At 71.6% G+C, this 26488-nt stretch carries 21 protein-coding genes and 1 tRNA gene; 7 read left to right on the top strand and 15 right to left on the bottom strand.

Annotated features, from left to right (window positions below; genetic code table 11):
- Positions 1-65: 65 nt before the first annotated feature.
- Together LRS14_RS24705 and LRS14_RS24700 are read left to right on the top strand one after the other, a co-directional pair.
- On the top strand, positions 66-2480 hold the full coding sequence (locus LRS14_RS24705) for a PAS domain-containing protein (RefSeq protein WP_257801491.1): 2415 nt from the start codon (positions 66-68) through the stop codon (positions 2478-2480).
- 74 nt (positions 2481-2554) lie between these two features.
- On the top strand, positions 2555-4069 hold the full coding sequence (locus LRS14_RS24700) for a YdiU family protein (protein ID WP_257801489.1): 1515 nt from the start codon (positions 2555-2557) through the stop codon (positions 4067-4069).
- Here LRS14_RS24700 and LRS14_RS24695 read toward each other — a convergent pair.
- The 3 genes from LRS14_RS24695 to LRS14_RS24685 all read right to left on the bottom strand — a co-directional run bounded on the left by LRS14_RS24695 (position 4054) and on the right by LRS14_RS24685 (position 7271).
- The gene (locus LRS14_RS24695) at positions 4054-4962 is read right to left on the bottom strand and encodes an ATP-binding protein (protein ID WP_257801488.1); all 909 of its coding nucleotides are present in this window, start codon (positions 4960-4962) and stop codon (positions 4054-4056) included. The genes LRS14_RS24700 and LRS14_RS24695 overlap by 16 nt on opposite strands.
- Before the next feature lie 50 nt (positions 4963-5012).
- Positions 5013-6044: a PAS domain-containing protein gene (locus LRS14_RS24690; protein WP_257801487.1), complete on the bottom strand. Its 1032-nt coding sequence runs from the start codon at positions 6042-6044 to the stop codon at positions 5013-5015.
- Positions 6045-6140: 96 nt separating this feature from the next.
- A complete protein-coding gene (locus LRS14_RS24685) occupies positions 6141-7271 on the bottom strand; it encodes an acyltransferase (RefSeq protein WP_257801486.1) in 1131 nt (376 codons plus the stop codon).
- A 223-nt stretch (positions 7272-7494) separates the two neighbouring features.
- Here LRS14_RS24685 and LRS14_RS24680 point away from each other — a divergent pair, with 223 nt between their 5' ends.
- Positions 7495-8481: a PEP-CTERM sorting domain-containing protein gene (locus tag LRS14_RS24680; RefSeq protein ID WP_257801485.1), complete on the top strand. Its 987-nt coding sequence runs from the start codon at positions 7495-7497 to the stop codon at positions 8479-8481.
- A gap of 275 nt (positions 8482-8756) precedes the next feature.
- Entirely contained in the window at positions 8757-9026 is a 270-nt protein-coding gene (locus LRS14_RS24675; protein WP_157039696.1) for a hypothetical protein, read from the top strand.
- A 12-nt stretch (positions 9027-9038) separates the two neighbouring features.
- On the opposite strand, the gene LRS14_RS24670 is transcribed toward LRS14_RS24675, so the two are convergent.
- The 5 genes from LRS14_RS24670 to LRS14_RS24650 all read right to left on the bottom strand — a co-directional run bounded on the left by LRS14_RS24670 (position 9039) and on the right by LRS14_RS24650 (position 12289).
- Positions 9039-9680, bottom strand: a complete 642-nt coding sequence (locus LRS14_RS24670) for an NAD(P)H-binding protein (RefSeq protein ID WP_257801484.1) — start codon at positions 9678-9680, stop codon at positions 9039-9041.
- A gap of 12 nt (positions 9681-9692) precedes the next feature.
- Positions 9693-10130 carry a TerB family tellurite resistance protein gene (locus LRS14_RS24665; protein ID WP_052736542.1) on the bottom strand — a complete coding sequence of 146 codons (438 nt, stop codon included), beginning with the start codon at positions 10128-10130 and terminating at the stop codon, positions 9693-9695.
- Positions 10131-10250: 120 nt separating this feature from the next.
- Positions 10251-10574: a helix-turn-helix transcriptional regulator gene (locus tag LRS14_RS24660; protein ID WP_046115036.1), complete on the bottom strand. Its 324-nt coding sequence runs from the start codon at positions 10572-10574 to the stop codon at positions 10251-10253.
- Between the two features lie 61 nt (positions 10575-10635).
- Positions 10636-10710, bottom strand: a tRNA-Arg gene (locus tag LRS14_RS24655).
- A gap of 49 nt (positions 10711-10759) precedes the next feature.
- Positions 10760-12289 (bottom strand): translocation/assembly module TamB domain-containing protein, encoded by a 1530-nt coding sequence (locus LRS14_RS24650; protein ID WP_257801483.1) that lies wholly within the window; start codon positions 12287-12289, stop codon positions 10760-10762.
- A 10-nt stretch (positions 12290-12299) separates the two neighbouring features.
- On the opposite strand from LRS14_RS24650, the gene LRS14_RS24645 reads away from it, so the two are divergent.
- The gene (locus tag LRS14_RS24645; protein WP_257801482.1) at positions 12300-15011 is read left to right on the top strand and encodes a hypothetical protein; all 2712 of its coding nucleotides are present in this window, start codon (positions 12300-12302) and stop codon (positions 15009-15011) included.
- Here the strand turns inward: LRS14_RS24645 and LRS14_RS24640 are convergent.
- The 4 genes from LRS14_RS24640 to LRS14_RS24625 all read right to left on the bottom strand — a co-directional run bounded on the left by LRS14_RS24640 (position 15008) and on the right by LRS14_RS24625 (position 20789).
- Complete coding sequence (locus LRS14_RS24640) at positions 15008-16828, bottom strand: BamA/TamA family outer membrane protein (protein ID WP_257801481.1); 1821 nt, start codon at positions 16826-16828, stop codon at positions 15008-15010. The two genes, LRS14_RS24645 and LRS14_RS24640, sit on opposite strands and share 4 nt — an antisense overlap.
- Positions 16829-16887: 59 nt before the next feature.
- Positions 16888-18060, bottom strand: a complete 1173-nt coding sequence (locus LRS14_RS24635) for a VWA domain-containing protein (protein ID WP_046115038.1) — start codon at positions 18058-18060, stop codon at positions 16888-16890.
- A gap of 97 nt (positions 18061-18157) precedes the next feature.
- Complete coding sequence (locus LRS14_RS24630) at positions 18158-20188, bottom strand: S9 family peptidase (protein WP_257801480.1); 2031 nt, start codon at positions 20186-20188, stop codon at positions 18158-18160.
- Positions 20189-20198: 10 nt separating this feature from the next.
- Positions 20199-20789, bottom strand: a complete 591-nt coding sequence (locus LRS14_RS24625; protein WP_257801479.1) for a GNAT family N-acetyltransferase — start codon at positions 20787-20789, stop codon at positions 20199-20201.
- Positions 20790-20894: 105 nt separating this feature from the next.
- On the opposite strand from LRS14_RS24625, the gene LRS14_RS24620 reads away from it, so the two are divergent.
- On the top strand, positions 20895-21689 hold the full coding sequence (locus LRS14_RS24620) for a hypothetical protein (protein ID WP_157039697.1): 795 nt from the start codon (positions 20895-20897) through the stop codon (positions 21687-21689).
- Between the two features lie 22 nt (positions 21690-21711).
- Here LRS14_RS24620 and LRS14_RS24615 read toward each other — a convergent pair whose 3' ends face one another.
- On the bottom strand, positions 21712-22566 hold the full coding sequence (locus tag LRS14_RS24615; RefSeq protein ID WP_046115042.1) for a MoxR family ATPase: 855 nt from the start codon (positions 22564-22566) through the stop codon (positions 21712-21714).
- A 110-nt stretch (positions 22567-22676) separates the two neighbouring features.
- On the opposite strand from LRS14_RS24615, the gene LRS14_RS24610 reads away from it, so the two are divergent.
- Complete coding sequence (locus LRS14_RS24610; RefSeq protein WP_046115043.1) at positions 22677-23360, top strand: cytochrome c; 684 nt, start codon at positions 22677-22679, stop codon at positions 23358-23360.
- A 70-nt stretch (positions 23361-23430) separates the two neighbouring features.
- Here the strand turns inward: LRS14_RS24610 and glgA are convergent, their stop codons facing one another.
- Complete coding sequence (gene glgA / locus LRS14_RS24605; protein WP_257801478.1) at positions 23431-24960, bottom strand: glycogen synthase GlgA; 1530 nt, start codon at positions 24958-24960, stop codon at positions 23431-23433.
- Positions 24957-26222, bottom strand: a complete 1266-nt coding sequence (glgC, locus tag LRS14_RS24600) for a glucose-1-phosphate adenylyltransferase (RefSeq protein WP_257801477.1) — start codon at positions 26220-26222, stop codon at positions 24957-24959. The genes glgA and glgC overlap by 4 nt, the downstream gene beginning before the upstream one ends.
- Between the last annotated feature and the right edge of the window lie 266 nt (positions 26223-26488).

Here is a 26488-nt window from a genome sequence, read left to right as displayed (position 1 = left end):
CTGCCGCAGCTCCGGCGCCACCCGCTGCCGGCGGGTCGGCGACAGCTGAAAGGTGGGTGGGGGGCGTGAGCGGTGCAGGGATGACGGCGCACGGGCCGGCGGTGTGGCCGGGGGGTGGCGAGGGTGGCGCGCAGTTCGAGGCGCTGGCGCAGGCGCTGCCGCATCAGGTGTGGTCGGCGCTGCCCGATGGCGGACTGGACTGGTGCAACCAGCGGGTGTTCGACTATTGCGGTGCCAGCCTGGCCACGCTGCGGGCCCAGGGCTGGGCAGGCCTGGTGCATCCCGCCGACGTCGACGGTGCACGCGCCGGCTGGGACGCGGCGCTGGCCTCGGGCCAGGCCTACGAAGCCGAGTTCCGCGTGCGCCGCTTCGATGGCGAATACCGCTGGCACCTCAGCCGCGCCGCACCGCTGCACGGCGCCGATGGGCGCATCGCCCGCTGGATGGGCAGCAACACCGACATCCACGAGCGCCGCCTGGCGGAGGCCCGCAGCCTGCGCGACCGCGACCGCATCTGGACGCTGTCGCAGGAGCTGATGCTGGTGTGCGACTACGAAGGCGTGATCGCCGCCGTCAATCCCGCCGCCACCCGCATGCTGGGCTGGCAGGAAGCCGAGATGCGCGGCCGTGCGCTCGCCCATTTCCTGCACCCCGACGACCTGGAGCGCACCGCCGCCGAGGTGGGCAAGCTGGCCGGTGGCGCCACCACGCTGGCCTTCGAGAACCGCTACCGCGCGCGCGACGGCGGCTGGCGCCTGCTCAACTGGACGGCGGTGCCCGACGGCGGCTTCATCCATGCGGTGGCGCGCGACGTCACCCGCGAGCGGGCGGCCGAGGAGGCACTGCGCCAGTCGCAGAAGATGGAAGCGGTGGGCCAGCTCACCGGCGGCGTGGCGCACGACTTCAACAACCTGCTGACCATCATCCGCACCTCCATCGACCTGATGCAGCGGCGCAGCCTCGCGCCGGCCCAGCACCAGCGCTGCATGGCCTCCATCGGCAATGCGGTGACCCGTGCGGCACGCCTGACCGGCCAGCTGCTGGCCTTTGCGCGGCGCCAGGCGCTGCAGCCGGTGGGCTTCGATGCCGCGGGCAACGTGCGCGCCATCGGCGACATGATCCAGACGCTGGTGGGCCAGCGCATCCAGGTGGCGCTGGACCTGCCCGACACGCCGTGCCCCATCCATGCCGACCCCAGCCAGTTCGACACCGCGCTGGTGAACATGGCGGTGAACGCCCGCGACGCGATGGACGGCGAGGGCCGGCTCACGCTCGGCGTGCGGCGGGTGCGCGGCATCCCTTCGCTGCGGGCGCAGCCGGCGGTGCCCGGCGACTACGTGGCCGTGTGGCTGGCCGACACCGGCCAGGGCATCTCGCCCGAGCACCTGGACACCATCTTCGAGCCCTTCTTCACCACCAAGCCGGTGGGCCTGGGCACGGGGCTGGGGCTGTCGCAGGTGTTCGGCTTCGCCAAGCAGTCGCACGGCGAGATCCATGTGGACAGCCGCCCCGGCGAAGGCGCGCGCTTCACGCTGTACCTGCCGCAGCAGGCCGAGCCCGGCCGCGGCCTGCCGGTGGAAGAAGATACGGTGGAGCTGCCGCCCGAAGGCCCCGGCGGCTGCGTGCTGGTGGTGGAGGACAACGCCGAGGTGGCCGCCTCGGTGCAGCAGACGCTGGAGGCGCTGGGCTACTCCGCCGTGCTGGCGCGCAGCGCCCGCGCCGCGCTGGCCGAGCTGGCGCATGACGCCGGCCGCTTCACCGCGGTGTTCTCCGACGTGGTGATGGCCGGCATGGACGGCATCGAGCTGGGGCGCGAGATCCGCCGCCGCCATCCGGAGCTGCCCATCGTGCTGTCCAGCGGCTACAGCAAGGTGCTGGCCACCGACGCGTCGCACGGCTTCGAGTTGCTGCCCAAGCCCTATTCGGTGGACGCGCTGGCCCGGCTGCTGCATGCGGCCGCGGCCGAGCGCAGCCAGCGCCATGAACGCATACGCCAGGGCGAGCTGGATGCGCTGCGCATCCTGGACACCGGCGACGAGGTCGCCTACGACGAGCTGACCCGGCTGGCCGCCGGCTTCTTCGATGCGCCGGTGGCGCTCATCTCGCTGGTGGACCGCGACCGCCAGTGGTTCAAGAGCCGGGTGGGCCTGCAGGTGCGGCAGACGCCGCGCGAGGACGCCTTCTGCGCCCATGCCATCCGCCAGCCCGGCGAGGTGATGGTGGTGGCCGATGCACATGCCGACCCGCGCTTCCGCCACAACCGGCTGGTCACCGGCGACCCGCACATCCGCTTCTATGCCGGCGCGCCGCTGGTCACTGCCAGCGGCCATGCCGTGGGCACGCTGTGTGTCATCGACTACCAGGCCCGCACCGTCGACCCGGGCCAGCTGGAGAGGCTGCGCGAACTGGCCGCCCAGGTGATGCTGCGGCTGGAGCAGCGCCACGGCGAGGCCGAGGCGGACCCCGGCCCCGACGCCTGACCCGGCCTGCGGATTGCCGGCACACTGGGCTGCCCCGCCGTGCGGGGTCTTCCGCCGTCTTCGCCCCACCTGCCATGCCCCTCTTCCCGTTCGACAACAGCTACGCCCGCGACCTGCCCGGCTTCTACGTGCCCTGGAAGCCCGCCACCGTGCCGCAGCCGCGGCTGCTGTACCTCAACCTGCCGCTGGCCGACGAGCTGGGCCTGGACGGCGCGGCGCTGCAGGCCGAGGCCGCGGCGGTGTTCTCCGGCAACAGCGTGCCCGAGGGCGCGCAGCCCATCGCCCAGGCCTATGCCGGCCACCAGTTCGGCGGCTTCTCGCCGCAGCTGGGCGATGGCCGCGCGCTGCTGCTGGGCGAGGTGATCGACCGCCAGGGCCGGCGCCGCGACATCGCCTTCAAGGGCTCGGGCCGCACGCCGTTCTCCCGCGGCGGCGACGGCAAGGCCGCGGTGGGCCCAATGCTGCGCGAGGTGCTGGTGGGCGAGGCCATGCATGCGCTGGGCATCGCCACCACCCGCGCGCTGGCCGTGGCCGCCACCGGCGAGACGGTGATGCGCGAGCTGCCGCTGCCCGGCGCGGTGCTCACGCGGGTGGCGGCCAGCCACCTGCGGGTGGGCACCTTCCAGTTCTATGCCGCGCGGGGCGAGCTGGACCGGGTGCGGCAGCTGGTGGACTACGCCGTGCAGCGGCACGACCCCGCCTTGGCCGCCGCGCCCGACCGCGCGCTGGGGCTGCTGCGCGCGGTGGCCGCGCGCCAGGCCGGGCTGATCGCGCAATGGATGAACGTGGGCTTCATCCACGGGGTGATGAACACCGACAACATGACGCTGTCGGGCGAGACCATCGACTACGGCCCCTGCGCCTTCATGGAGGCCTACCACCCCGAGGCGGTGTTCAGCAGCATCGACCACGGCGGGCGTTATGCCTATGCCAACCAGCCGCACATCGCCCGCTGGAACCTGGCGTGGCTGGCGGAAACACTGCTGCCGCTGATGGCCGAGCTGCATGGCGAGGGCGATCCGGCGATGCAGCGCGCGGTCGACGAGGCGATGGCGGTGATCGACGGCTTTCCGGCGCTGTACGAGGCGCAGCTGCTGGCCGGCCAGCGGGCCAAGCTGGGCCTGGCCGCGGCGGGCAGCACGGACGACACCGCCGACGCCGCGCTGGCCGCCGACTGGCTGGCGCTGCTGCAGCAGCAGGCGGTGGACTTCACCCTGGGCTGGCGCCGGCTGGCCGACGCGGCGGCCGGCGACGACGCCGCGCTGCGGGCGCTGTTCGCCGAGCCGGCGGCGCTGCAGCCCTGGCTTGCGCGCTGGCGCGAGCGCTGCGCGCAGGACGCGGCCCGCGGCGGTCCGGACAGCGCAGGCCGCGCGCAGGCCATGCGGCGCGCCAGTCCGTGGCTGATACCGCGCAACCACCAGGTGGAGGCAGCGCTCACCGCCGCTTCCAACAACGACGACCCCGGGCCCTTCAACCGCTTGCTGCAGGCACTGCAGCGGCCCTTCGACGAGGACCCGGCGCTGGCCGACTACGCGCAGCCGGCGCCGGCCGAGGTGACCGCGGGCTACCAGACCTACTGCGGGACCTGAGGCGGCACGCCGGACGCCGCGGCCGCCGCCGGCAGCAGCGCCCCCAGGCTGCCGCGCAGGTCGTCCAGCAGCTGGGCCTTGGCCACCACCTCGGCCACGCCCGCGCGGCGCGCCTGCTGCAGCAGCGCCGCATCGACGCTGCCCGAGCAGATCACCACCGGCAGGCCGGGCCGGGTGCGCTGCAGGGCCTCGGCCAGCGCCATGCCGGACATGGCCGGCATGTCCAGGTCGGTGATCAGCAGGTCGATGGCCGCTGCGGCATCGCCCGCCAGCTGCAGCGCCTCGGCCGGGGAGCTGACGCAATGCGGCCGGCAGCCGGCGCGTGCCAGCAGCCGTCCCATCAGCATCAGCAGCACCTCGTCGTCGTCCACGTACACCACCAGCGGCCCCGCGGCTGGCTCGGCCGCGGGCGGCGGCACGGCCGCCGCCGGTGCGGCCGGCACCGCCTCCTCGCACAGCGGCAGCCGCAGCGTGAAGCAGGTGCCCTGGCCGGGCGTGCTGTCCACCTCGATGCGGCCGCCATGCGCACCCACGATGCCATGCACCACCGACAGGCCCAGCCCGGTGCCGCCGGCTGCGCCGCGGGTGGTGAAGAAGGGCTCGAACAGCCGCTGCTGCACCTGCGGGCTCATGCCCACGCCGTTGTCGGCCACGGAGAGCAGGGCGCAGCCGCTGGCCGCCTCGCTGTCCAGCCGCAGCGTGATGAGGCCGCCCGTGGCCGGCAGTGCCTGCCAGGCGTTGGTGCACAGGTTCATGAGCACCCGCTGCAGCTGCGACCGGTTGCCGCGCACGCACACCGGCTGGTCGCAAGCGTCCACGGCCAGGGTGGTGCCGGCGGGCAGGCTGGCGCGCACCAGGCGGGCCGTCTCCTCCACCAGCGGGCCCAGCAGCAACGGTGCCAGCGGCGCCGGCTCGTCGCGGCTGAAGGCCAGGATGTCCTGCGTCAGCGCCCGCGCCCGGCGTGCCGCCAGCGCGGCCTGCTCCAGCCCGGCCGCCGCGGGGAGCCGGCCGGCAGCTGCTCGCGCGCCAGGCTCAGGTGGCCCTGCATCGCCGCCACCAGGTTGCTGAAGTCGTGCGCGATGCCGGCGGCGAAGGTGCCCACGGCCTGCATCTTCTGCGCCTGCAGCAGCTGCGCCTCATGGGCGGCATGCTCGGCCTCCCGCTGGCGCTGGGCGGTGATGTCTTGCACCACGCCCGTCATGCGCATCGACTGCCCGCTGCCGTCGCGCTGCGGCCTGCCGCGGGCCTGCAGCCAGTGCAGCGTGCCGTCGGGCCAGCGCACGCGGAAGTCCACCCGGTAGTCCTCCCCGGTGGCCAGCGCGGTGGCGATGGCCTGCTGCACCCGCGGCGCGTCTTCCTCGTGCAGCAGGCCGATGAAGCGGGCGAAGTCCACCGGCGCCTCGGGCGCCAGGCCGAACATCTGGCGCGCGGTGGCCGACCACTCCAGGTCCTCGGTGTGGATGGACCAGTCCCAGGTGCCCAGCTGGCCAGCGGCCAGCGCCAGCGACAGCCGCTCGCCGTCGCGTTGCAGCGCCGCCTGCTCCGCGCGCTGCGGGGTCACGTCCCGCAGCAGGCCCAGCAGGCGCGGCGCGTCGCCGTCGGCGCCCAGCCAGTGCGCATGCTCCTCCACTTCGCGCGGGTGGCCGTCGCCGCCCAGCAGCCGCCAGGCCTGGTGCAGCGGCTGGCGGAGCGACAGCGCGGCCCGGCGGGCCGCCTCGCTGCGCCCGGCATCCTCCGGATGCACGCGGCCGGCCCAGGGCCAGGGGCCGGCCGATGCCGGCGGCACGGGCCCGCCCAGCCAGGCGGCCAGGTCGCCGCCGAAGCGCGGCCGGTCCGGCGCCGCGGGGTCGATCTCGTAGACCACCGCGCCAGGCGCCGGCAGGCGGGCGCTGGTGGCCGGCAGGCAGGCGCCGGTGGCGCTCCGGCCCAGGAAGGCGGCGTAGTCGTCGCCGGGTTGCTCAGTGGCTGGATCCACCATCGTGTGCCTTCGTTCTCGTGGCGCGGCTCGTTCAGCGGTTGCGTGGCAACCGGCGCGCCAGGGGCATGGTGGCGGTGGGCGGCCAGCGCCGGCTCAGGTGCCGCCGGCCAGCCGGGCGCGTGGTGCGGCCGCCGGCTGCATCCAGCGCTGCACCGCCAGCGCAGCCAGCAGGCTCAGGGGCCAGCAGGCCAGCACCGCCGCAACATGCGCGCCAGGGTGGTCGGTCACGGCCACGGTGGTCTCGCACACCAGCACCAGCAGCGGATAGTGCAGCAGGAAGAAGGCATAGCTGGCGCCCGACAGCCGGGGCAGCGCGGCCAGCATGCCGGCCGGCAGCCGCACCGGGCCGTGGCGCAGCGCGTCGTCCAGCCGGGCCAGCAGGCACAGCGCCACCGCGGTGGCGCCGGCCACCGCGATGCGGCTGCGCCAGTCCAGCAGCAGCGCCAGCCCGGCCAGCGCCGCCACCGCACAGGCTGCCGGTGCGGGCTGCCAGCCCAGGCCGCCCCGCAGCAGGCAAGCCAGCATGCCCAGGCCGTAGGCGCCCGCGAAGTACACGGCCCAGGCATCCAGCCCGGCATCGCGGTTCCAGTGCAGCAGCGAAGCCGCTGCCAGCCCGGCGGCCGCCAGGGTGAACGCCCGCAGCCGCGTGGCCGGTGCCAGCGGCAACGCCGCACAGCCCAGTGCCAGCAGCACCAGGCCGCCGTAGAGCTGCAGGTCGATGGCCACGTACCAGAAGCCGGCCGACAGGCCGTCGTGGCCCAGCAGGTCCTGCAGCAGCAGCAGGTTGGCCAGCGTGGCGGCGATGCCCGGGGTGGGCAGCGGCCGCTGCAGCGGGCCGGCGCTCAGCCAGGCCAGCACCGCCAGCATCGCCGCCGCGGCCAGCCAGTAGGTGGGCAGCAGCCGCCAGGCACGCTGGCGCACCAGGCGCCCGGCCTGCTGCGCCAACCCGCCCCGCGCGGCCGGCGCCGGCCCGCCCACGCGCGACAGCATCGACGCCGCGCCCAGGTAGCCGGCGATCACCAGGAACACCTGCACCGCCAGCCGGCCGTGCTCGGCCAGCCAGCCCAGCGGCCCGTCCAGCAACGGGCCCAGGTCGTCGGGCACCGGGCCGTACTGCACCAGGTGGTGGAACAGGATCAGGTGCGCGGCCAGCACCTTGGCCAGGTCGATGGCAGGGCTGGCAGGCGCATGCACGAGCGCGGCGGGCGGAAGGCGGGAGGACATGGAGCCAAGGGGTACGGGGGGCCGCGCAGTGTAGGTGGGGCCCGGTCCTGTGCCGGCTTGCCACTGCGATTTCTCGCATCTGGCAAGTCCATGAAAAGCTATTTCTGATACATCCATGGAATACCCTTCCCCTGCAAACAGGGGGCTGGTTTCACTGGTTTGCACTCGATTACCTACTCTCAGGCGGCTGGCAATTCGCCAGACATATTCCAAAGAGGGACACATGAGAAGTAATCGCGCCTCCCAGATATTCGCCCGCAGCGCCCTGGCCTCCGCCCTGGCGCTGCTTTCTGCCTTGCCCGTCACCGCGGCGGAATCCATCCTGTTCATCGGCAACAGCTTCACCTACGGTGACCGCGCGCCCAGCGTGCGGGGTTTCCGCACCGACACGGTGACCGACCTGCGCGGCACCAACATCGGCGGCGTGCCGGCGCTGTTCAAGTCCTTCACCCAGCAGGTCGGCCTGCAGTACGACGTGTTCCTGGAAACCCAGCCCGGCAGCGGCCTGGACTACCACTACAACAACCAGCTCAACCTCATCAACCGCGCCTGGGACAACGTGGTGATGCACGGCCAGAGCAACCTCAACTTCAATGCGCCCAACAATCCCGCGCTGATCAGCCAGTACACCGGCCTGCTGGGCAATGTGTTCCAGGCGCAGAACGCCAACGTGGACATCAGCCTGACGGCCACCTGGTCGCGCGCCGACCTGACCTACCAGACGTCCAGCCCGTGGCTGGGCGCGCCCATCACGCAAATGGGCATCGACGTGTACAAGGGCTATCAGGTGGCTGCCGCCAACAATCCCAGCATCGTCAGCCGCATCAATCCGGTGGGCCTGGCCTGGAATGCCGCCTTCGCCGCCGGCGTGGCCGACACCAATCCCTATGACGGCATCACCACCGGCCAGCTGAACCTGTGGGCGGACGACAGTTACCACGCCAGCGCCTACGGTTATTACCTGCATGCGCTGGTGGTATTCGGCATGGAAACCGGCTTCGATCCGCGCAAGCTGGGCGGGCGCGAAAGCGCGGCGGTGGAGCTGGGTTTCACCGCGAGCGAGGCCTTCGCCCTGCAGAGCCTGGCCTACAACACCATCAGCGCGGTGCCCGAGCCTGGCACCTGGGCCACCATGGGCCTGGGCCTGGGCCTGGGCGCCATCGGCTGGCTGGGTGCCCGCCGCCGCAAGGCTGCGGCAGCCGCCGCCTGACGCGTCTTCCGCCAAAAAAACGGGCCAGGGGCCCGTTTTGAAAGCACATGAACTGTGCCAGGAGGAGACAACACAAAGAACACTTGCGATGGGATGAACTGTAGAAGTGGTCGGCGTGCCGTGAAAGCGGCCGGCTTCCATGCGCGCTGTCCGGCTGGCGCCCGGGGGGTGTCGGCCACTTTCCTACTTCGCTTGCTGCAGGGCAGCATTTCCGCGCCGATCCGTCGTACGCTGTGGCCATGGGCACTGCAGGACGCTCGGCGCTGGAAATGGGCATGCAAACCGTGGAAGCGGCGCTGCGGTCCCACCTGCGCAGCGCCCGCGCCTGCGACCGCTCGCAGGAACTGGTGCTGGCCTGGATCGCCAGCCATGCCCCGACCCCCGGGCGGCACATCGGCGCCTTCAAGATCTGCGTGCGTTCAGCCGGCCACAGCGTGGTGGCGCTGCTCACGCGCGAGCAGCTCGAAGGCTGTGCCGACGGTGTGGTGCATCCGGACGTGATCGGCCTGATCCGCGAATGCATCATCGCCCTGCGCGGGCGCTGAAGCGGCGCAGCTTCAGCCGGCCAGGGCGTCCGCCGGCACCACCTGCACGCCGGGCGCGGGCTGCAGCGCCGACCGCAGCAACGCGCGGGCAATCGCCGGCGCCGGGCTGATGCGCCAGGCCCGGGGCAGCAGCGGCCCCAGCAGGCCCAGCACCTGCTGCGACAAGCGCTCGGCCGGCCGCGACTCGGTGCGCGCACCGCCGATCAGCCCCGGCCGCACCAGCGTCAGCGAGGCGAAGCCCAGCGCCTCCAAGTCGCGTTCCACCTCGCCCTTGACGCGGTTGTAGAACAGCCGCGAGCCGGCATCGGCCCCGGTGGCCGACGTGAGCACGAAGGCCGGCGTGCCATGGCGGCGGGCCAGCTGCGCGGCCTGCAGCACATGTCCGTGGTCCACCTGGCGGAAGGCTTCGCGGCTGCCCGCCGCCTTCAGCGTGGTGCCCAGGGTGCAGACCACCGCATCGGCGCGCCACCAGTCGGCGTCCTCGGGCAGGCGCTGGAAGTCCACCACCGGGCACAGCAGCCGTGGCGGCTGCGCCGGCAGCGCCCCGGCCCGGCGCACCGGCGCGGTAACCTGCCGAACCCGTGCATCGGCCAGCGCCTGTTCCAGCAGCAGCCGGCCGACCAGGCCGGTGGCGCCGAGCAGCAGCAGCTTCATCGGCGCCGCCCCTCAGCCCTGGCGGTCGTGCAGGATGGCATGCGACACCTGGTCGTCGGTGATGCCCCAGCGCAGCAGGGCATGGCGGTACACCCGGCGCTCGGTGGCGCAGATGGCGCCGTCGGCCGTCATCACCGCCGCGGCCAGCCGGCACACCAGCAGCCGCTGCTGCGGCGACGTCACCGCATCCACCACGCTGAACAGCTGGGCCAGCGCCTGCGGCTTCAGCCACGACCGGTCCACCTGCCCGTTGTCCAGCGCCTGCACGCATTGCGCAGCCAGGGCCAGGAAGTCGTCGCGGCCGATGCCCAGGCGCTGGAAGGCCGCCAGCCGGTCCAGCACCTCGATCTCCTTCGGATCGACACGGCCGTTGGCGGCCACCACCAGGGCCAGCACATGGGCCGCAGGCGGCGCGGGCGTTGCGGTGTGGACGGCAGCAAGCAGGGTCATGGCGTGGCCTGGAAGTGGAAGGGCGCCGGCCACTCTAGCGGCGAACCCGCCGGCCGCGGCCGGCTTCGGCCGATGCATCCCTCAGGCAAAACCGAAGGGTGGGCGCGCGGCGCGCGCCGGTCAGCAGCCGCAGGCGGGCGTAGGCTCCACCGCGCAGGCCTGGCCCTGGCAGCAGTTGTCGGTGAGGAAGCCCAGCACATCGTTCATGTGTTCGTACACCGCGCGGTAGACCAGGAAGCGGCTGGACCGCTCGGTGGCCACCAGGCCGGCGCCGGCCAGCTCCTTCAGGTGGAAGGACAGCGTGGTGGCCGGAATGCCCAGCGCCTCCTGCATCACCCCGGGCGTGAGGCCGCGTGCGCCGGCGATGACCAGCGCCCGAAACACCCGCAGCCGCACCGGATGCGCCAGCGCCGCCAGCGACTTGACCACCAGTTCTTCATCCATGCGGCGACGATACCAGGAGAGTGGAAATGTGCGCGGCAAGCCCGCCGCGAAAGCGATGGGCTGGTGCCCCCGGCAGGAATCGAACCTGCATCTGAGACTTAGGAGGTCCCCGTTCTATCCATTGAACTACGGCGGCGGCGCAAGGCAGCGGATTCTAGTGGCTCGGCCTGGTGTTCCCCGTCACGTCAGTTCCAGCGCCAGGTCCAGATGATGTCGACTGCCGTGTCGGCGCCGGCCTGCGCGCGCAGGGTGAAGCGCTGGGCGGCGCGGTAGATCAGCTGCCAGTTGCCGGCCGCGGTGCTCACGCCGTGCTCGTAGCCCAGGTACACCCGCTGCGAGACCTGCTTGCCCAGCGAGACGATGGTGTCCTTGGTGCTGCCGTTCTCCTCCTGCCGCACCGAGATGTCGTCCAGACCGATGCTCTTCATCAGGTCGCCGGTGCGAGAGGGGCCGTCGCCGGCGATCAGCGCCATGGCGGCGCGCTGCAGCAGCGCGGTGTCGTTGCGGGCCAGGCCGTCGGGCGCGCGGCCCAGCAGCAGCCAGGAGAGCTTGTCCATGTCGGCCATGTCGGGGTCGCTGAACAGCCGCACGCGCGGATTGAGCGCTGTGCCGCCGATCTGCACGCCCACCTGCACGTCCAGGTTCGGGCGGATGGCCACGATCTCCAGCCGCGGGTTTTCCACCGGGCCGTCGAAGCGCACGATGCCGCGCTCGATCTCCAGCTTCTGGCCGTAGGCCGCATAGGTGCCCGACTCGGTGCGCACCGCGCCGTCCACGGCCAGCTGGCCGCCCGGCGTGGTGACGGTCACGCGGCCCTTGAGCCGGGTGTCGATGCCGCGTCCCTTGAGCTTGAGCTGCTCGCCCATCGACACCTCCACCCGCACGTCGGCATTCATCGTGGGGGCGGCCGGCGCAGCCGCGGCGCGCTGGGCGGCGGCGGCCTGGTCGGGCGTGACCGGCGGGTCGCCGCGGCGGCGCACCACCACCACGTCGCCATCCAGCGCGGGCGCATCGCCGCGGGAGAAGTCGATCAGCCCTTCGTCGATGCCGAAGCGCCCGTCCACCTTCAGCCGGTCGCCCGCGAAGCCGATGTCGGCGGCGCCACTGGTGACGATGCGCCGGTCCAGCCGGCCCAGCGCGGTGAAGCGGTCCAGCTGCAGCCGCAGCTGCGCGGTGGGTTGCGCGCCCAGCGTGGCGCGGCCGCTGAGGCTGGCGGTGCCGTCGCCGCCCTGCAGGGTGAAGCGCTGCAGCGTGGCCTCGGTGCCGCGAAGTTGTATGGACAAGTTGCCGTTGCGGGCGTCGATGCCCTGAAGCAGGTTGCGCACCGCCAGCTCGCTGCCCACCAGTTCGCCGTTGATGCCGGGCTCGGCCAAGGTGCCGCTGAAGTAGGCGCTGGTGCGCAGCTTGCCGGCCAGCCGCCAGGCCGGCGGGATCCACGGCGCCCACACGGCCAGGTTGTCGACCCGCCATTCCAGCGTGCCTTCCAGCGGCGTCTGCGGCCCGGGCCAGGCCGTGCCCGCCGGCGTGCGCAGCACCTGCGAGCCGGCCAGCACGCCCAGGTTGGCACCGGCCACCGCCTGCGTGAAGTACCAGGTGCCGCCTTGCGCAGAGGCCGCCACCCGCAGGTCGGTCAGGCCCAGCGATTCGGTGCCCGCATCGTCGGTCAGGGGTGAGGTCGCCGCCGGCGCGTTCCACCACCACGTCGGCGGTGACACCCGCCGCGCCGTGCAGCGAGATGCGGCCCTGCAGCGCCAGGTCGCCGCCCCAGCGCATCTGCGGGCGGAAGCGGGCCAGCCAGGGCGCGACGCGCAGCGGATCGAGCTGCGCCTCCACGTCGATGCGCTGCGGCGGACCACCGGCCGCGGCCGCCTGCCAGCGGGCGGTCTGCCAGCGCAGGCCGGCGCCCAGGGCTTCCAGCCGCCCCGGCTGGGCGGCCACTTCGGTCAAGCCGCCGTCGGCATCGAAGCGCAAGGCGGCCTGCAGGTTCTGCGCGGCCAGCCAGGCAGGCTGCGGTTGCAACCGGTCGCGGGCCGACAGCTCGGCCACGCGCAGCTGCCACAGCCGCGTGGCGGGCTGCCATTGGCCATCGCCCCGCAACGCCAGCACGGTGCCGCCACCGGCGGCCGGGCGCGGGCCGGTGCGGGCTTCGGCGGCATCGGTCCAGGCCGGCGGGCGCACCGGGCTGTCGGCATTCAGGCTGAAGCGGTGGCTGGCCAGGCTGCCGTCCACCACTGCCTTCAGGTTGTCGATGCGCTGCACACCCTGCGCCAGGCCCTGGGCCTCGATGTCGAGCGACAGCGGCGCGGTGGCGTCGGCCGAGGCCCGCCACTGGGCCGCCAGGCGCTGCAGGCGCGCGTCGCCCGCCACCAGGCCGTTGACCTGCAGATCGCCTTCGGTCTGCAGCGCCGGCCAGCGGCCCTGCAGGTTGAAGCGGCCCTCGGCCGTGCCGGCCCGTGGCACCCAGGCCTGCAGGCCCGGGCTCAGCGCGCCCAGTGGCGCCAGGGCGGCCAGCGCAGGGGCGGCCAGCCGGCCCTGCCAGCGGTCGGCGGCCGGCGCGCCGCCGGTGCGGCCTTCCAGTTCCAGCCGGTTGCCGGCGGCTTCCACCTGGCCGCTGAGCTGGTGGGCGCCGTCGCCGGTCCAGGTGAGCTGGCCGGCCAGCGGCACGCCGGCCAGCAGGCTGTTGCGCAGGTCGACGGTGGCGGTGCCGCGCAGCGTCTGCAGCAGGCTGGCCGGGCCAGTGGCCGCGGCGGCGCGGGCGTCGGCCTGCCAGCGGCCGTCGAAGCGGTGCGGGCCCTTGCGCCAGGCGGAGCCGGGCGGGCCGGGGATCCCCGGCGTGGGGTCGAAGGCGGCGAATTCGCCACCGCTGCGCAGCGACCAGGCACCGGCGGGTTCCATCTCGAACCGGGCAGTGGCCTGTGCCCGGGCGCCGCCGGCGGTGGCGCGCAGCTGCTGCAGCTCGGCCAGCAGGCGGCCGTCGGGCTGGCGCTCGGCGCGGGCCTGCAGCTGCACGCGGGCGCGAGGCGTGCCGGGCTGGGCGAGGCGGCCGTCGAGCGTGCCGTCCAGCGTGGCCACCAGCGGCGCGCCGGCCGGTGCGCGGCTGCCGTCGGGCGAGGGCAGGCCGGCCACCGCGAGGTTGAGCGGTCCGCTGACCGTCATGGCCGCGGCGCGGGCATCCAGCTGGGAAGGTTGCACCGCGGCCAGCTGCAGCGCCAGCGTCAGGGCATCGGCCTGCCAGCGGCCACTGCCTTCGATGCGGCCCGCGCCAGGCAGATCGGCCTGCAACCGGGTGAACTCCAGCGTGCGGCGGTCCGAGGGCGTGCCGCGCAGCGTGAGGCCCAGGCGCTCGAGCGGCAGGCGCAGCTCGTCCCAGCGGCCGGGCAGCGCATTGCGCAGGTCCAGCTGCAGCAGCGCGGGCTGGTCGGCGCCCACGCTGTCCACGCGCACCTCGCCGTCCAGCCGCGTGCTCGGCAGCCCGGCAGCCAGCGGTGCCAGGTCCAGCGACTGCAGGCGGGCGCCCAGCGCGGCCAGCGGCCAGGCGGCGAACGGCGTCAGCGTGGCCTGTGCATCCAGCCGGCCGGGTTCGCTGGCGGCAGCGGTCACCGGCGTGGCGCGCAGCGCAGCCGTCAGCCCGAGGCGGTCGATGGGGCCGCTGGCCTGCAGGTCGGCTTCCAGCGGAAAGCGGCCGTCGGCCGCGGCCCGCAGGGCCGCCTGCGCCTGCAGCGTCATCGGGCCCTGGGTGTCGACGCGGCCGTCGGCGGTCAGGCGCAGGCCGTCGCGGGTGAGGCGGGCGCCCTGGAGCAGATGCACGCGGCCGTTGTCGGCGCCCAGGTGCAGGCTTGCGGCGACGTCGGTGATGGCGGGCTGGTCGTCGATCAGCAGGCTGCCCACCGCCAGGCCGGCCACCTGCAGCTCGATGGGCAGGCGCAGGCTGGAAGGCCGCTGCAGCGGCTCCTTCGGCGGTGGCGGCACCGGCTCGGGCGCGGTGCGCACGGTGATGCGCTCGGCCTGCGGCGACTGCAGCATCAGGCCCAGCAGCGAGCCTTCCTGCGGGCTGAAGCGCCAGCGCAGGTCCTGCCAGCGCAGGTTGTCCACCACCACGCGCAGGCCATTGGCGCCGGTGTATTCGATGCGGCTGGCCCCATACGGACCGCCGCTGAACACGCCTTGCGGCGTGCTGACCACCAGGCCGGGCACCTGCGCCAGCAGCCAGGCATTGCCTTGCTGGGTGCGCAGCAGCCAGGCGGCCCCGGCGGCCATCAGCGCGGCGATGACCAGCAGCAGCAGCAGGCTGGCCAGCGTCCAGCGCCAGGCGGTGCCGCGCAGGGTGCGCAGCCGGGCCGGCCGCGGTGGCGAGGGCCGCTGCACGGCAGCGGCGGTGTCGTCGTCGGGAGGAAGTTGTGCGGGAGGCGCCATGGATGCAGGAAGGCAGGGCGCTAGAACTGCACGCCCACGTTCAGGTGCAGCCGCACCGAACGGGTTTCACGGCCGTAGGCCAGGTCCACGCTGACCGGCCCCAGCGGGCTGCGGTAGCGCACCCCGGCGCCGATGCCCAGCGCCGGCTCCAGGTCGCCCCAGCGGTCGGCCGCGTTGCCGATGTCGACGAAGGTGGCCCACCACAGCCCGGGGATGCGCGGCGTGAGCGGGCGGGCGATCTCGGCGCTGGCCGTCATCAGCACGTTGCCGCTGCGGGTCACGCCGTTGTCCTCCGGCCCCAGCTCGCGGAAGCCGTAGCCGCGCACCGATTCGTCGCCGCCGGCTCGGAAGCGCTGGCTGTCCGGCACGCGCAGGCCGTCGCGCACGAAGACCTGGCCCAGCTCCAGCCGGGTGTGCGCATACCAGTCCTCGCCGATGGGCTTCCACCACTGCAGCTTGGCGTAGGCGCGGGCATAGGGGCCACTGCGGGTGCTGCCGTCGAAGTTGTCGCTGCGGGCCTGGCCCACGGCCGTCTGCACGCTCAGGCCGATGCCGTCGGTCGGCAGCAGGATGTTGTCCACGTCGCGCCAGGTGCCATGGGCATTCAGCGACAGGGCCTGCGCGGTCTCGGTGCCCAGGTCGTTGCGGGTGGTGGAGCGTTCCACCTCCACGAACAGCAGGCGGTCGATGCGCTCGCCGTCATAGGCGCGCCCGGTGCGCAGCCGCGCCGACTGCACCACGTCGTCGTCGGACTCCACCCGCTCCAGCGTGCCGCCCAGCAGGTTGCGCTTCAAGCCGGGCAGCGCATGGGAGGTGAGCTCGCCCTCCCAGGCCTGGCGCAGCTGGGCCAGCTCGAACTTGTTCCGCAGCGTGGCGCGCTGGCCGAAGATGCGGCGGTGGATGTGTTCCAGCGTGGCCCGCGGCCCTGTGTTGGCGCTGACGCCCAGGCCCACGATGGCCGTCTGCAGCGGCAGCTCGCCCAGCCGCACCGTCACAGGCGTGGCATCGGCCACCGCCGGGTCGGTGTCGATGTTGACGGTGGCGCGGTCGAAGAGGCCCGACTTCTGCAGCCGCTCCTGGTAGTCCAGCAGCAGCTGCTCGGTGGCCGGCGTGCCGGGGCGGAAGTCGGCCAGGTTGCGCACCGTCTTCTCGTCCTGCCGCTCCAGCCCGCGGATGCGCAGTTGCCCGGTGCGAAACAGCGGACCGGATTGCGCGGTGACCCACAGCACGGCGTTCTGGTCCACCGCGTCGATCTCGGCGCGGGTGCTTTCCCAGGTGGCGGCTGCGTAGCCGGAAGCGCGCAGCTGCGCCAGCGCGCCGCTCTTGGCATTGCCCCAGGCGGCATTGCGGAACGGCGTGCCGGGCGGCAGCGGCCAGTTGGTCTGCAGCGCGCTGCGCGCGGCCATGGCGCCGGCATCGCCCGCTTCCAGCTGCTGCTGCAGCGGGCCCTTCACGCCCCACACCACGTCGCGCACGATGGTGCGCGGGCCGGGCTGCACCGTCACGCGAACCCGCGGCGGGTTGTCGCTCACCCGCTCCACCTGCACCTGGGCATCGAAGTAGCCCTCGGTCTCCAGCAGCGCGCGCGCCTGCGCCGGCGTGGCGGCTTCCAGGCGGCGCAGCTCGGCCGCGGTGATGGGCTCGTCGGGCGCCAGCGCGCGCAGCCGGCCCAGGTCCAGGTAGTTCTCCAGCAGCGATTCCAGTTCGCCCGGCGCCTGCACCTCCAGCTGCACCGCCAGCGGCGCCAGCGTGCCTTCGGTGGCGCCCTGCGGCTCGGGCGGTGCGGGCGGCGGCTTGAGCAGCGCACAGCCGGGCAGGGCGGCGCAAGCGGCCAGCAGCACGCAGGTGCCTGCCCACCGCCTGGCAAGGAAGCGCCGGGCCGCCCCGGCCACGGGTGCACTCATTTCGTGAGCAACCGCATCGCTCCTTCGAGGCCGGCCAGCGTCAGCGGGAACATGCGCTGGTTCACCAGCTGCTGGATGATGGCGATGCTCTGCCGGTACTGCCACACGCCTTGCGGCTCGGGGTTGATCCATGCGAACTTGGGAAATGCGTGCGTGAGCCGCTGCAGCCATTCGGCGCCGGGCTCCTCGTTGTTGTATTCGACGCTGCCGCCGGGCTGCAGGATCTCGTAGGGGCTCATGGTCGCGTCGCCCACGAAGATCAGCTTGTAGTCCTTGTTGTACTTGCGGATCACGTCCCAGGTGGGGAACTTCTCGCTGTAACGGCGGCGGTTGTTCTTCCACATGAAGTCGTAGACGCAGTTGTGGAAGTAATAGAACTCGAGGTGCTTGAACTCGGTCTTGGCCGCGCTGAACAGCTCCTCCACCCGGTGGATGTGCTCGTCCATCGTGCCGCCGACGTCCATCAGCAGCAGCACCTTCACCTTGTTGTGCCGCTCCGGCACCATCTTGATGTCCAGCAGGCCGGCATTGGCGGCGGTGGAGTGGATGGTGTCGTCCAGGTCCAGTTCCTCCGCCGCGCCTTCACGGGCAAAGCGGCGCAGCCGCCGCAGCGCCACCTTGATGTTGCGGGTGCCCAGCTCCAGCGTGTCGTCGTAGTCCTTGAAGCTGCGCTGGTCCCACACCTTCACGGCGCTCTTGTTGCGGCCCTTGTCCTGCCCGATGCGGATGCCTTGCGGGTTGTAACCGTAGGCGCCGTAAGGGCTGGTGCCGCCGGTGCCGATCCACTTGTTGCCGCCTTCGTGCCGCTCCTTCTGCTCCTCGAAGCGCTTCTTCAGCGTCTCCATCAGCTCGTCCCACCCCATCTTCTCGATGGCGGCCTTCTGCTCGGGCGTGAGCTCCAGCTCCAGCGTCTTGCGCAGCCACTCCAGCGGCACATCCTTCGTGAAGTCGGTCAGAAGCTCCACGCCCTTGAAATACGCACCGAAGGCGCGGTCGAACTTGTCGAACTGGGTCTCGTCCTTCACCAGCGTGGTCCGGGCGAGGTAATAGAACTCGTCGACCGAGGGGCCGATGACCTCGGCCTTCAGCGCCTCCAGCAGCGTGAGGTACTCCTTGACGGACACCGGCAGCTTGGCCGCGCGCAGCGTGTAGAAGAAGTTGATCAGCATGGGACGGGTCCGGCGGAGGGCGTTCGGGGCAGTGTAGGCAATGCAGGTGCCAGCCCTGCCCGCGGCGGGGCTGGCGGCAGTGCGGGCGGCGGCGGCGCTAGCGGCGGCGCTTCTTCGCCGGCTGCTGCGCCGGGTCGTGCCGCTTGAGCCAGGCCAGGAACTCGGCATACCAGAGCCGGCTGTTGCGCGGCTTCAGCACCCAGTGGTTCTCGTCGGGGAACCACAGCAGCCGCGTGTCCACGCCGCGGGCCTTCAGCGTGTTGTAGTACGCCAGCCCCTGTGCATCGGGCACGCGGTAGTCCTTGGCGCCGTGGATCACCAGCGTGGGCGTGGCCATGTCGGCGGCATAGGTGGACGGGCTCTGCGCGGCCACCAGCTCGGGCTGGTCCCAGTACCAGCCCCCCAGCTCCTTGGCATGCCAGCTCCAGGCGTCGTCGGCGAACATGGCTTGCCAGTCGAAGCAGCCGGCGTGGCACACGTAGGCGGCATAACGCCCAGGGGCCACATGGCCGTTCATCCAGGCCACCATGAAGCCGCCGTAGCTGCCGCCGGTGGCGAACACACGGGCCGGATCGGCCCAGGACTGCTGCAGCAGCGCATCGGTCGCGGCCTCGATGTCCTGCAGCTCCAGCGCGCCCCAACGGTGGGTGATGCTGTCCAGGAAGGCATAGCCGAAGCTGGACGAGCCGTGGTAGTTCACCGCCGCCACCACGTAGCCCTGGGCCGCGAACAGCTCGGTGTTCCACCGGTAGTGCCACACGTCGCCGGCGGTGGTGTGCGGACCGCCGTGGATCAGATGCAGCAGCGGGTACTTCTTTTCCGGGTCGAAGCCGGGCGGGTAGGTGAGCCACACCTGCACCTTGTCGCCCTCGGCACCGGTGCACCACATCTCCTCGCTGCGGCCCCAGGCCAGCGGGCCCAGCAGCGCATCGTTGAAGCGCTCGATGCGGCGCGGCTTCTGGCCCGGCAGGCAGGCCATCACCTGGCCGGGATGCGTGGCCGAGTCGGTCAGCACCACCAGCGTGCCGGCCACCTTGTCGAAGCCGTGCACCCAGCCGCCCTCGACCAGTGCCTCGGCGCGGCGGTCGGGCAGGTCGAAGCGCCAGAGGTGGCAGCGGCCGCGCTGCTCGGCGGTGAACAGCACCGCCTGGCCGTCCTCCTCCCACAGCAGGGGTGCCTGCACCTCGTGGTCCCAGGCCTCGCTTTCCACCGACCAGCGGCCATTGCGGCTGCCGGGGCGGCTGCGTTCCCACACTGCCAGCTGCGCCGGCATGGTGTGCTTGCGGCCCTGGTGGCTGGCGGTGAAGGCCACGCGGTCGCCATCGGGGCTGTAGCGCGGCGCGGCAAAGTCGTATTCGGCATCGCGCGCGATCACGTCGATGCGGCCGGTGGCCAGCTGCAGCTCGGCCAGCGCGAAGCGGCCGTCGATGCGCTTGTCGGCCGCCGGATCAAAGGCGAAGACGATGCGTTCGCCGTCCGGCGAGATGTCGAAGTTCTCGGCGCTGGGGTCGGGCCGGCGCAGCTCGTAGGCAGTGCCTTCGAACAGGTCGCGCACCTTGCCCGTGTCCACGTCGATCAGGTGCAGGTGCGGCACCCGGCCCAGCGGCAGGTTGTCGTCCCAGAAGCGGTACAGCGACTCCGACGTGGCATAGCCGCTTTCCTTGCGCTCGGTGAATTCCTTGAAGGCCTTGGCCTGGGCCTTGCCGCCCTTCAACTCGGGCCACACCCAGGACACCGCGGCGATGCGCTTGCCGTCCGGCAGCCAGCGGTAGCCCTCGATGCCGGTGGCCACGGTGGTCACGCGCCGGGCCTCGCCACCATCGGCCGGAATGACGTAGAGCTGCGGCGAGGCGTCCTTGCGTCCCTCCTGCTCGCGCTTGCCGACGAAGGCGATGCGGTCGCCGCGCGGGCTCCACAGCGGCTGGCCGTCCTTGTCGCCGCCGTGGGTCATCGCGCGCGGCTTGCCACCCAGCGTGGACAGCAGCCACAGCACGGTGCGGCTGTTGTTGTCCTCCATGGAAGGCCGGGTGACCGGAACCACCGCCTGCGCGCCATCGGGCGACAGGCTGGGCGTGCCGATGCGCTCGATCTTCCAGAGGTCTTCGATGTCGAAATGCTTCTTGGCCATGGTGCGGTCTTCAGCGGGGTTTGGCGAGCTGCCAGTCGAGGTGGCTTCGCACGGTGGGCCATTCGGCGGCGGTGATGCTGTAGACGGCCGTGTCGCGCAGCGTACCGTCGGGCATGCGCTGGTGGCTGCGCAGCATGCCGTCGAGCTGCGCGCCCAGCCGCTCGATGGCCCTGCGGCTCTGGGTGTTCAGGCGGTGCGTGCGAAACTCCACCGCGATGCAGTCCAGCACCTCGAAGGCATGGGCCAGCAGCAGGCGCTTGCACTCGGTGTTCAGCGGCCCGCGCTGCACCCGCCTGGCCAGCCAGGTGCTGCCGATCTCCACCCGCCGGTGCGTTACATCCACATTCATGTACGTCGTCATGCCCACCGGCACGCCGTCGATATCCAGGATGGTGAAGGGCAGCATGCTGCCGGCCCTCTGCAGTCCCAGCCGACGCTCGATCTCCGCGGCCATGCGCCCGGGCGCGGGCACGGCGGTGTACCAGAGCTTCCAGAGTTCGCCGTCCTGCACCGCTTCGGCCAGCGGGGCGGCATGTTCCGGTGCAAGCGGCACCAGCGTGGCCCGGCGACCGGGCAGTTCAACGGGTTCGAGCCAGGGCATGACGGTGTAACGACCAGCGCTTAACTGGTGTTTTTCTTGCTGTTGACACCGGATGATGATCGCATCATCAACCTCATCCCCCTTCCGCACACCGCAGGCCTTTTGATGACAGTGCGCAACCGACCCTCCTCGCCGAAAGCATTGCTGGCCTGCCTGTTGGCCGGCGCCGCTGCGCTGCCGGCGGCCGTGCAGGCCGCGCCCTGGGCAGAGCCTGGCCCCGCGGTGGCGCCCACCGGCCTGCGCGTGCAGTGGATGCGCCCGGTGCCGCGCAAGCCGCTGCTGGGTCCGGCCGCCTTCGCCGCGCCGTCCACCTGCGCGCTCGATCCCTTCAGCGACGCCAATGGCGAGCAGCGCGAGCGGCAGCTGGCGCTGGCCGGCGCCACCGGCAGCATGGGCTACGGCTGCGGCGGCGAGCGCATGGCGCTGAACGTGGCGGCCCCGCCGCCGGCGGTCACCTCCAATGCCCGCATGCGGCGCCTCGATCTTTCGCTGGACCAATGGGTGAGCACCAGGCTGGCCGACCAGCTGGTGACCAGCGCCCGCCTGGGCGTCAAGGCCAGCGGCGACCCGACGGTGAAGAACCAGGCCGCCCGCGCGCTGGTGGCCGCGGGCAGCATGCTGCGCATCAACGACGACTGGGCGATGGAGCTGCAGTTCGGTCGCGACAAGGACACCACCGCGCTGCGCTCACGGGCCAAGTGGTCCACGCTGTGGCGCGTGGCCGGCGAGCACCTCATGTACATGCAGCTGGCCTCCGAGCCGGCCGGCACCGCGCAGACGGTGGGCATGCGCTGGTGGCTGGTGCCGCGGCGCGCCACGCTGGACCTTTCGGCCTACCGGCCGGTGAACACCGACCGCATCGAACCCCGCCTAGGGCTGTCGATGAGCCTGGGCCGCTGACACGGCCCGGCGGCCGGTGGCGTCAGCGGTTGTGCCGCTGCATGAACACCAGCTTCTCGAACAGCGTCACGTCCTGCTCGTTCTTCAGCAGCGCGCCCAGCAGCGGCGGCACGGCCACCTTGTCGTCCTTGCTCTGCAGCGCCTCGGCCGGGATGTCCTCGGCCACCAGCAGCTTCAGCCAGTCGATCAGCTCGCTGGTGCTGGGCTTCTTCTTCAGGCCGGGCAGGTTGCGCACGTCGTAGAAGTTCTTCAGCGCGGCGCCCAGCAGGTCCTTCTTGAGCCCGGGAAAGTGCACGTCGACGATGCGCTGCATCGTGTCCGCATCGGGGAACTTGATGTAGTGGAAGAAGCAGCGGCGCAGGAAGGCATCCGGCAGCTCCTTCTCGTTGTTGGAGGTGATGAACACCAGCGGCCGGTGCTTCGCCTTGACCAGCTCACGTGTCTCGTACACGTAGAACTCCATGCGGTCGATCTCGCGCAGCAGGTCGTTCGGGAATTCGATGTCGGCCTTGTCGATCTCGTCGATCAGCAGCACCACCGGCTGCTCCGACGTGAAGGCCTGCCACAGCGTGCCCTGCACGATGTAGTTGCGGATGTCGCGCACCTTCTCGGCACTCACCGGGTCCTGCAGCTGGCTGTCGCGCAGGCGGCTCACCGCGTCGTACTCGTACAGGCCCTGCTGCGCCTTGGTGGTGCTCTTGATGTGCCACTGCAGCAGCGGCATGTTGAGCGCGCTGGCCACTTCCTCGGCCAGCATCGTCTTGCCGGTGCCGGGCTCGCCCTTGATGAGCAGCGGGCGCTGCAAGGTGATGGCTGCATTGACGGCCAGCATCAGGTCCTGGGTGGCGACGTACTGGTCGGAGCCTTGGAACTTCATGTGGGTGCTTGGCCTGTGCAGCGGGACGTGATAAGGGTTCGGGCCAGTATAAGGGTCGCCCTATAATCGCCGGCTGAACTCAAGCCCCTAGCCACAGCTTCGCATTACCGATGAACAAAGCCCAATCCTCGCTGCTCGTGCTGGCCCTGTCCGGCATCGTTACGGCGGCCTCCGCCCAGGACATCAAGCCCGACGCGGCCGCCGGCGCGAAGAAGGTGGCGATGTGCATCGGCTGCCATGGCATCCCCGAGTACAAGGCCGCTTTCCCCGAGCAGCACCTGGTGCCGATGATCTCCGGCCAGGGTGCCAAGTACATCGTCGCCGCGTTGAACGGCTACAAGGCCGGTGACCGCAAGCACCCGACGATGCGCGGCATCGCCGCCACGCTGACCGACCAGGACATCGCCGACGTCGCCGCCTATTACGAAGGCCATGTCTCCGATCCGAAGCCGGTGGCGCCGGAGCAGCCGGCCGTCAAGCCGCGCCCCGAAGTGGCGGAGCTGCTGACCAAGGGCGCCTGCGTCTCCTGCCATGGCGCCAACTTCTCCAAGCCCATCGACGGCAGCTACCCGAAGATCGCGGGCCAGTTCTCCGACTACCTGTACGTGGCGCTCAAGGCCTACAAGACCACCAACAACTCGCTCATCGGCCGCAACAACGCCATCATGGCGGGCCAGGTGAAGCAGTTCAGCAATGCCGAGCTGAAGGCCATGGCCGACTACATCGGCTCGCTGCCCGGCGAGCTGCAGACCCGCCCGGAGTCGCGCTTCCGCTTCGCCTCCAAGGGCAACTGACCCGGTCCGTCGCCTGAATGAAAAAGCCGCCTCTTGCAGGCGGCTTTTTTATGTCCCGCGCGCGGGGTTGTCAGCCTTCCGGCACGCCGCGGGGTGCGCTGGCGCGTGCCGCGATCGCGTCGCGGTACAGCGCCAGGTACTGCTGCGCCGGGCCGTCCCACGAGAAGTTGCAGGCCATCGCGCGGCGGCGCATCTGCTGCCAGGTCACCGGCTCGACGAACACGTCGCAGGCGCGGTGGATGGCGCCTTCCAGCGCCGGGCCGCTGGCCGCATCGAACATGAAGCCGGTGGCGCGGTCCTCGGCCAGGGCCTCGGGCGTGGCATCCACCACCGTGTCGGCCAGGCCGCCCACGCGGCGCACCACCGGCAGCGCGCCGTAGCGCTGGGCGTACATCTGCGTCAGGCCGCAGGGCTCGAAGCGCGAGGGCACCAGCACCAGGTCGGCACCCGCCATCACGCGGTGGGCCAGCGCTTCGTCATAGGCCAGCTTGACGCCCACCTGGCCGGCATGCGCCTGCTGCGCCATGCGGAAGGCGGCTTCCAGCGCCGGGTCGCCATTGCCCTGCAGCACCAGCTGACCGCCACGCTGCAGCAGCGCGGGCAGGGCGGCCAGCACCAGGTCCAGGCCCTTCTGCGAGGTAAGCCGGCTGACCACGCCGCACAGCGGGCCGGCAGCCTTCGTGTCCAGCCCCATCTCCTGCTGCAGCGCGCGCTTGCAGGCGGCCTTGCCGGCGCTCACCGTCTCGGCATCGAAGCGGGTGGCCAGGCCGGGGTCTTCCACCGGATTCCACAAGGCCTCGTCGATGCCGTTGATGATCCCGTGCACGTCGCTGCCGCGGCCGCGGATCACGCCGTCCAGCCCGAAGCCGTGTTCCAGCGTGGCGATCTCGCGGGCATAACCGGGGCTCACGGTGGTCACCCGGTCGGCGAACTTCAGGCCGGCCTTCATGAACGACACCTGGCCATGGAACTCCAGCCCAGCGGGCGACATGAAGCGCGACGACAGGCCCAGCCAGGGAAAGTCCGCCGTGGGAAACAGCCCCTGGTAGGCCAGGTTGTGCACGGTGTAGACCGAGGCTGCCGCGGTGGGCGGATGGCCGGCCACGTAGGCGCAGGCCATGCCCGCATGCCAGTCATGCGCATGCATCACGTCAGGCGTCCAGGCCAGGTCCAGCTCGCCGGCGGCCAGGTGGGCGGCCACCCAGCCCAGCATCGCGAAGCGCTGCAGATTGTCCTGCCACTCCAGGCCGCGGCTGTCCTGGTAGGGGCCGCCGCCGCGGCGGTACAGGTAGGGCGCGTCGATGAAGTACACCGGCACGCCGGTGCCGGGCATGCGGCCCAGCATCAGGCTCACCCGCCCGGCGCCGAACAGCGCACCGAGATCGAGCACCCGCTGCGGCGACTCGATGGCCGCCACCATCTGCGGCAGGCCGGGCACCAGCAGCCGCACGTCGGCACCGGCGGCGATCAGGGCCGGCGGCAGGGCCGCCACCACGTCGGCGAGGCCACCGGTCTTGACCAGCGGAAACACCTCCGCCGCCACATGCAGCACTTTCAGCGGCGCCGCCTGCGCGGCCACCGCATCTTGCGGTCGGCTCATTGCAGGGCCGCCAGCATGTCCCGGGTGACCAGCACCACGCCTCCTTCACTGCGCAGGAACCTGCGCGCATCTTCTCCAGGGTTCTCGCCGATCACCATGCCGTCGGGGATGTGGCAGCCGCGGTCGATGATGACCTTGGTCAGGCGCGCGCCGCGGCCCACCTGCACGTCGGGCAGCAGCACCGACCAGTGCACCTTGGAATGCGAATGCACCCGCACGCCCGAATACAGCACCGTGCGCCGCACCTCGCCCGAGACAATGCAGCCGCCCGAGACCAGCGACTCGATGGCCACGCCGCGGCGGTCGCCCATGTCATGCACGAACTTGGCCGGCGGCAGCTGCGGCTGGTAGGTCCAGATCGGCCACTTGGTGTCGTACAGGTCGAGCTTGGGCACGGTGGCGGTGAGGTCGATGTTGGCGTCCCAGTAGGCGTCCAGCGTGCCCACGTCGCGCCAGTAGGCTTCCTCGCCATGCAGCGCGCCCACGCAGCTCATGTCGAACGGATGGGCCACCGCGTTGCCGTTGGCCACCGCGCGCGGAATGATGTCCTTGCCGAAGTCGTGCGAGGAATCGGGGTCGGCCATGTCGCGCTCCAGTTCCTTGAACAGGTAGCGCGCATTGAAGATGTAGATGCCCATGCTGGCCAGCGAGCGGTCCGGCTTGCCGGGCATGGCGGGCGGGTCGGCGGGCTTCTCGATGAAGTCGAGGATCTGGCGCTTGTCGTCGATGTGCATCACGCCGAAGGCCGAGGCTTCCTCGCGCGGCACCTCGATGCAGCCCACCGTGCAGTCCCGGCCCTGCTCCACATGGTCGGCCAGCATCAGCGCGTAGTTCATCTTGTAGACATGGTCGCCGGCCAGCACCACGATGTAGTCGGCCTTGTAGCTGGCGATGATGTCCTGGTTCTGGTAGACGGCGTCCGCCGTGCCGCGGTACCAGCTTTCCTCGTCCACCCGCTGCTGCGCGGGCAGCAGGTCCACGAACTCGTTGATCTCGGGCTTCAGGAAGGCCCAGCCGCGCTGCAGGTGTCGCATCAGGCTGTGGCTCTTGTACTGGGTGATGACGCCGATGCGGCGGATGCCGGAGTTCAGGCAGTTGGACAGCGCAAAGTCGATGATGCGGAACTTGCCGCCGAAGTACACGCCGGGCTTGGCGCGGCGGTCGGTCAGGTTCTTCAGGCGGCTGCCCCGGCCGCCGGCCAGGACCAGCGCCACGGCGCGCTTGGGGAGATCGAAGTTGCGTGCGACATCGTGCTGAGCCATTGGGAAGTCTCCCGTATCTGTGTTTTGGCGGAACCGTTGACTGCGATGTACTGCTAGTGGAACTGGGAACTGCTACTGAATGGATAAGATGAACGCAAGCGCACGGGGCGCCCGTTTGCAGGATAGCGCGGTGACAAACCGGTTGCATCTGCGACAAAGCGCACTGTTCACGTTGCGTCCCCGCCGCGCCTGCAAACCATTCCAGCATGAAACCCGGCCGGAATTTTGCAGGTGCTCCCAAAATCGCGGCCTCCTGAGGAGCTCAG

It is taken from the genome of Aquincola sp. J276, assembly GCF_024700035.1.
GTDB lineage: Bacteria > Pseudomonadota > Gammaproteobacteria > Burkholderiales > Burkholderiaceae_C > Aquincola > Aquincola tertiaricarbonis.
The sequence above is the reverse complement of the archived record's forward strand: the minus strand, read 5'-3'. Positions and strand labels throughout refer to the sequence as shown.

Bases quoted from the DNA above. Each gene is read 5' to 3' on its own strand.
- LRS14_RS24685 (WP_257801486.1), bottom strand. From the start codon at position 7,271: ATGTCCTCCCGCCTTCCGCCCGCCGCGCTCGTGCATGCGCCTGCCAGC.
- LRS14_RS24620 (WP_157039697.1), top strand. From the start codon at position 20,895: ATGACAGTGCGCAACCGACCCTCCTCGCCGAAAGCATTGCTGGCCTGC.
- LRS14_RS24635 (WP_046115038.1), bottom strand. From the start codon at position 18,060: ATGCTGATCAACTTCTTCTACACGCTGCGCGCGGCCAAGCTGCCGGTG.
- LRS14_RS24665 (WP_052736542.1), bottom strand. From the start codon at position 10,130: ATGACCCTGCTTGCTGCCGTCCACACCGCAACGCCCGCGCCGCCTGCG.
- glgA (WP_257801478.1), bottom strand. From the start codon at position 24,960: ATGAGCCGACCGCAAGATGCGGTGGCCGCGCAGGCGGCGCCGCTGAAA.
- LRS14_RS24670 (WP_257801484.1), bottom strand. From the start codon at position 9,680: ATGAAGCTGCTGCTGCTCGGCGCCACCGGCCTGGTCGGCCGGCTGCTG.
- glgC (WP_257801477.1), bottom strand. From the start codon at position 26,222: ATGGCTCAGCACGATGTCGCACGCAACTTCGATCTCCCCAAGCGCGCC.
- LRS14_RS24680 (WP_257801485.1), top strand. From the start codon at position 7,495: ATGAGAAGTAATCGCGCCTCCCAGATATTCGCCCGCAGCGCCCTGGCC.
- LRS14_RS24610 (WP_046115043.1), top strand. From the start codon at position 22,677: ATGAACAAAGCCCAATCCTCGCTGCTCGTGCTGGCCCTGTCCGGCATC.
- LRS14_RS24700 (WP_257801489.1), top strand. From the start codon at position 2,555: ATGCCCCTCTTCCCGTTCGACAACAGCTACGCCCGCGACCTGCCCGGC.
- LRS14_RS24625 (WP_257801479.1), bottom strand. From the start codon at position 20,789: ATGCCCTGGCTCGAACCCGTTGAACTGCCCGGTCGCCGGGCCACGCTG.
- LRS14_RS24675 (WP_157039696.1), top strand. From the start codon at position 8,757: ATGCAAACCGTGGAAGCGGCGCTGCGGTCCCACCTGCGCAGCGCCCGC.
- LRS14_RS24660 (WP_046115036.1), bottom strand. From the start codon at position 10,574: ATGGATGAAGAACTGGTGGTCAAGTCGCTGGCGGCGCTGGCGCATCCG.
- LRS14_RS24615 (WP_046115042.1), bottom strand. From the start codon at position 22,566: ATGAAGTTCCAAGGCTCCGACCAGTACGTCGCCACCCAGGACCTGATG.
- LRS14_RS24630 (WP_257801480.1), bottom strand. From the start codon at position 20,188: ATGGCCAAGAAGCATTTCGACATCGAAGACCTCTGGAAGATCGAGCGC.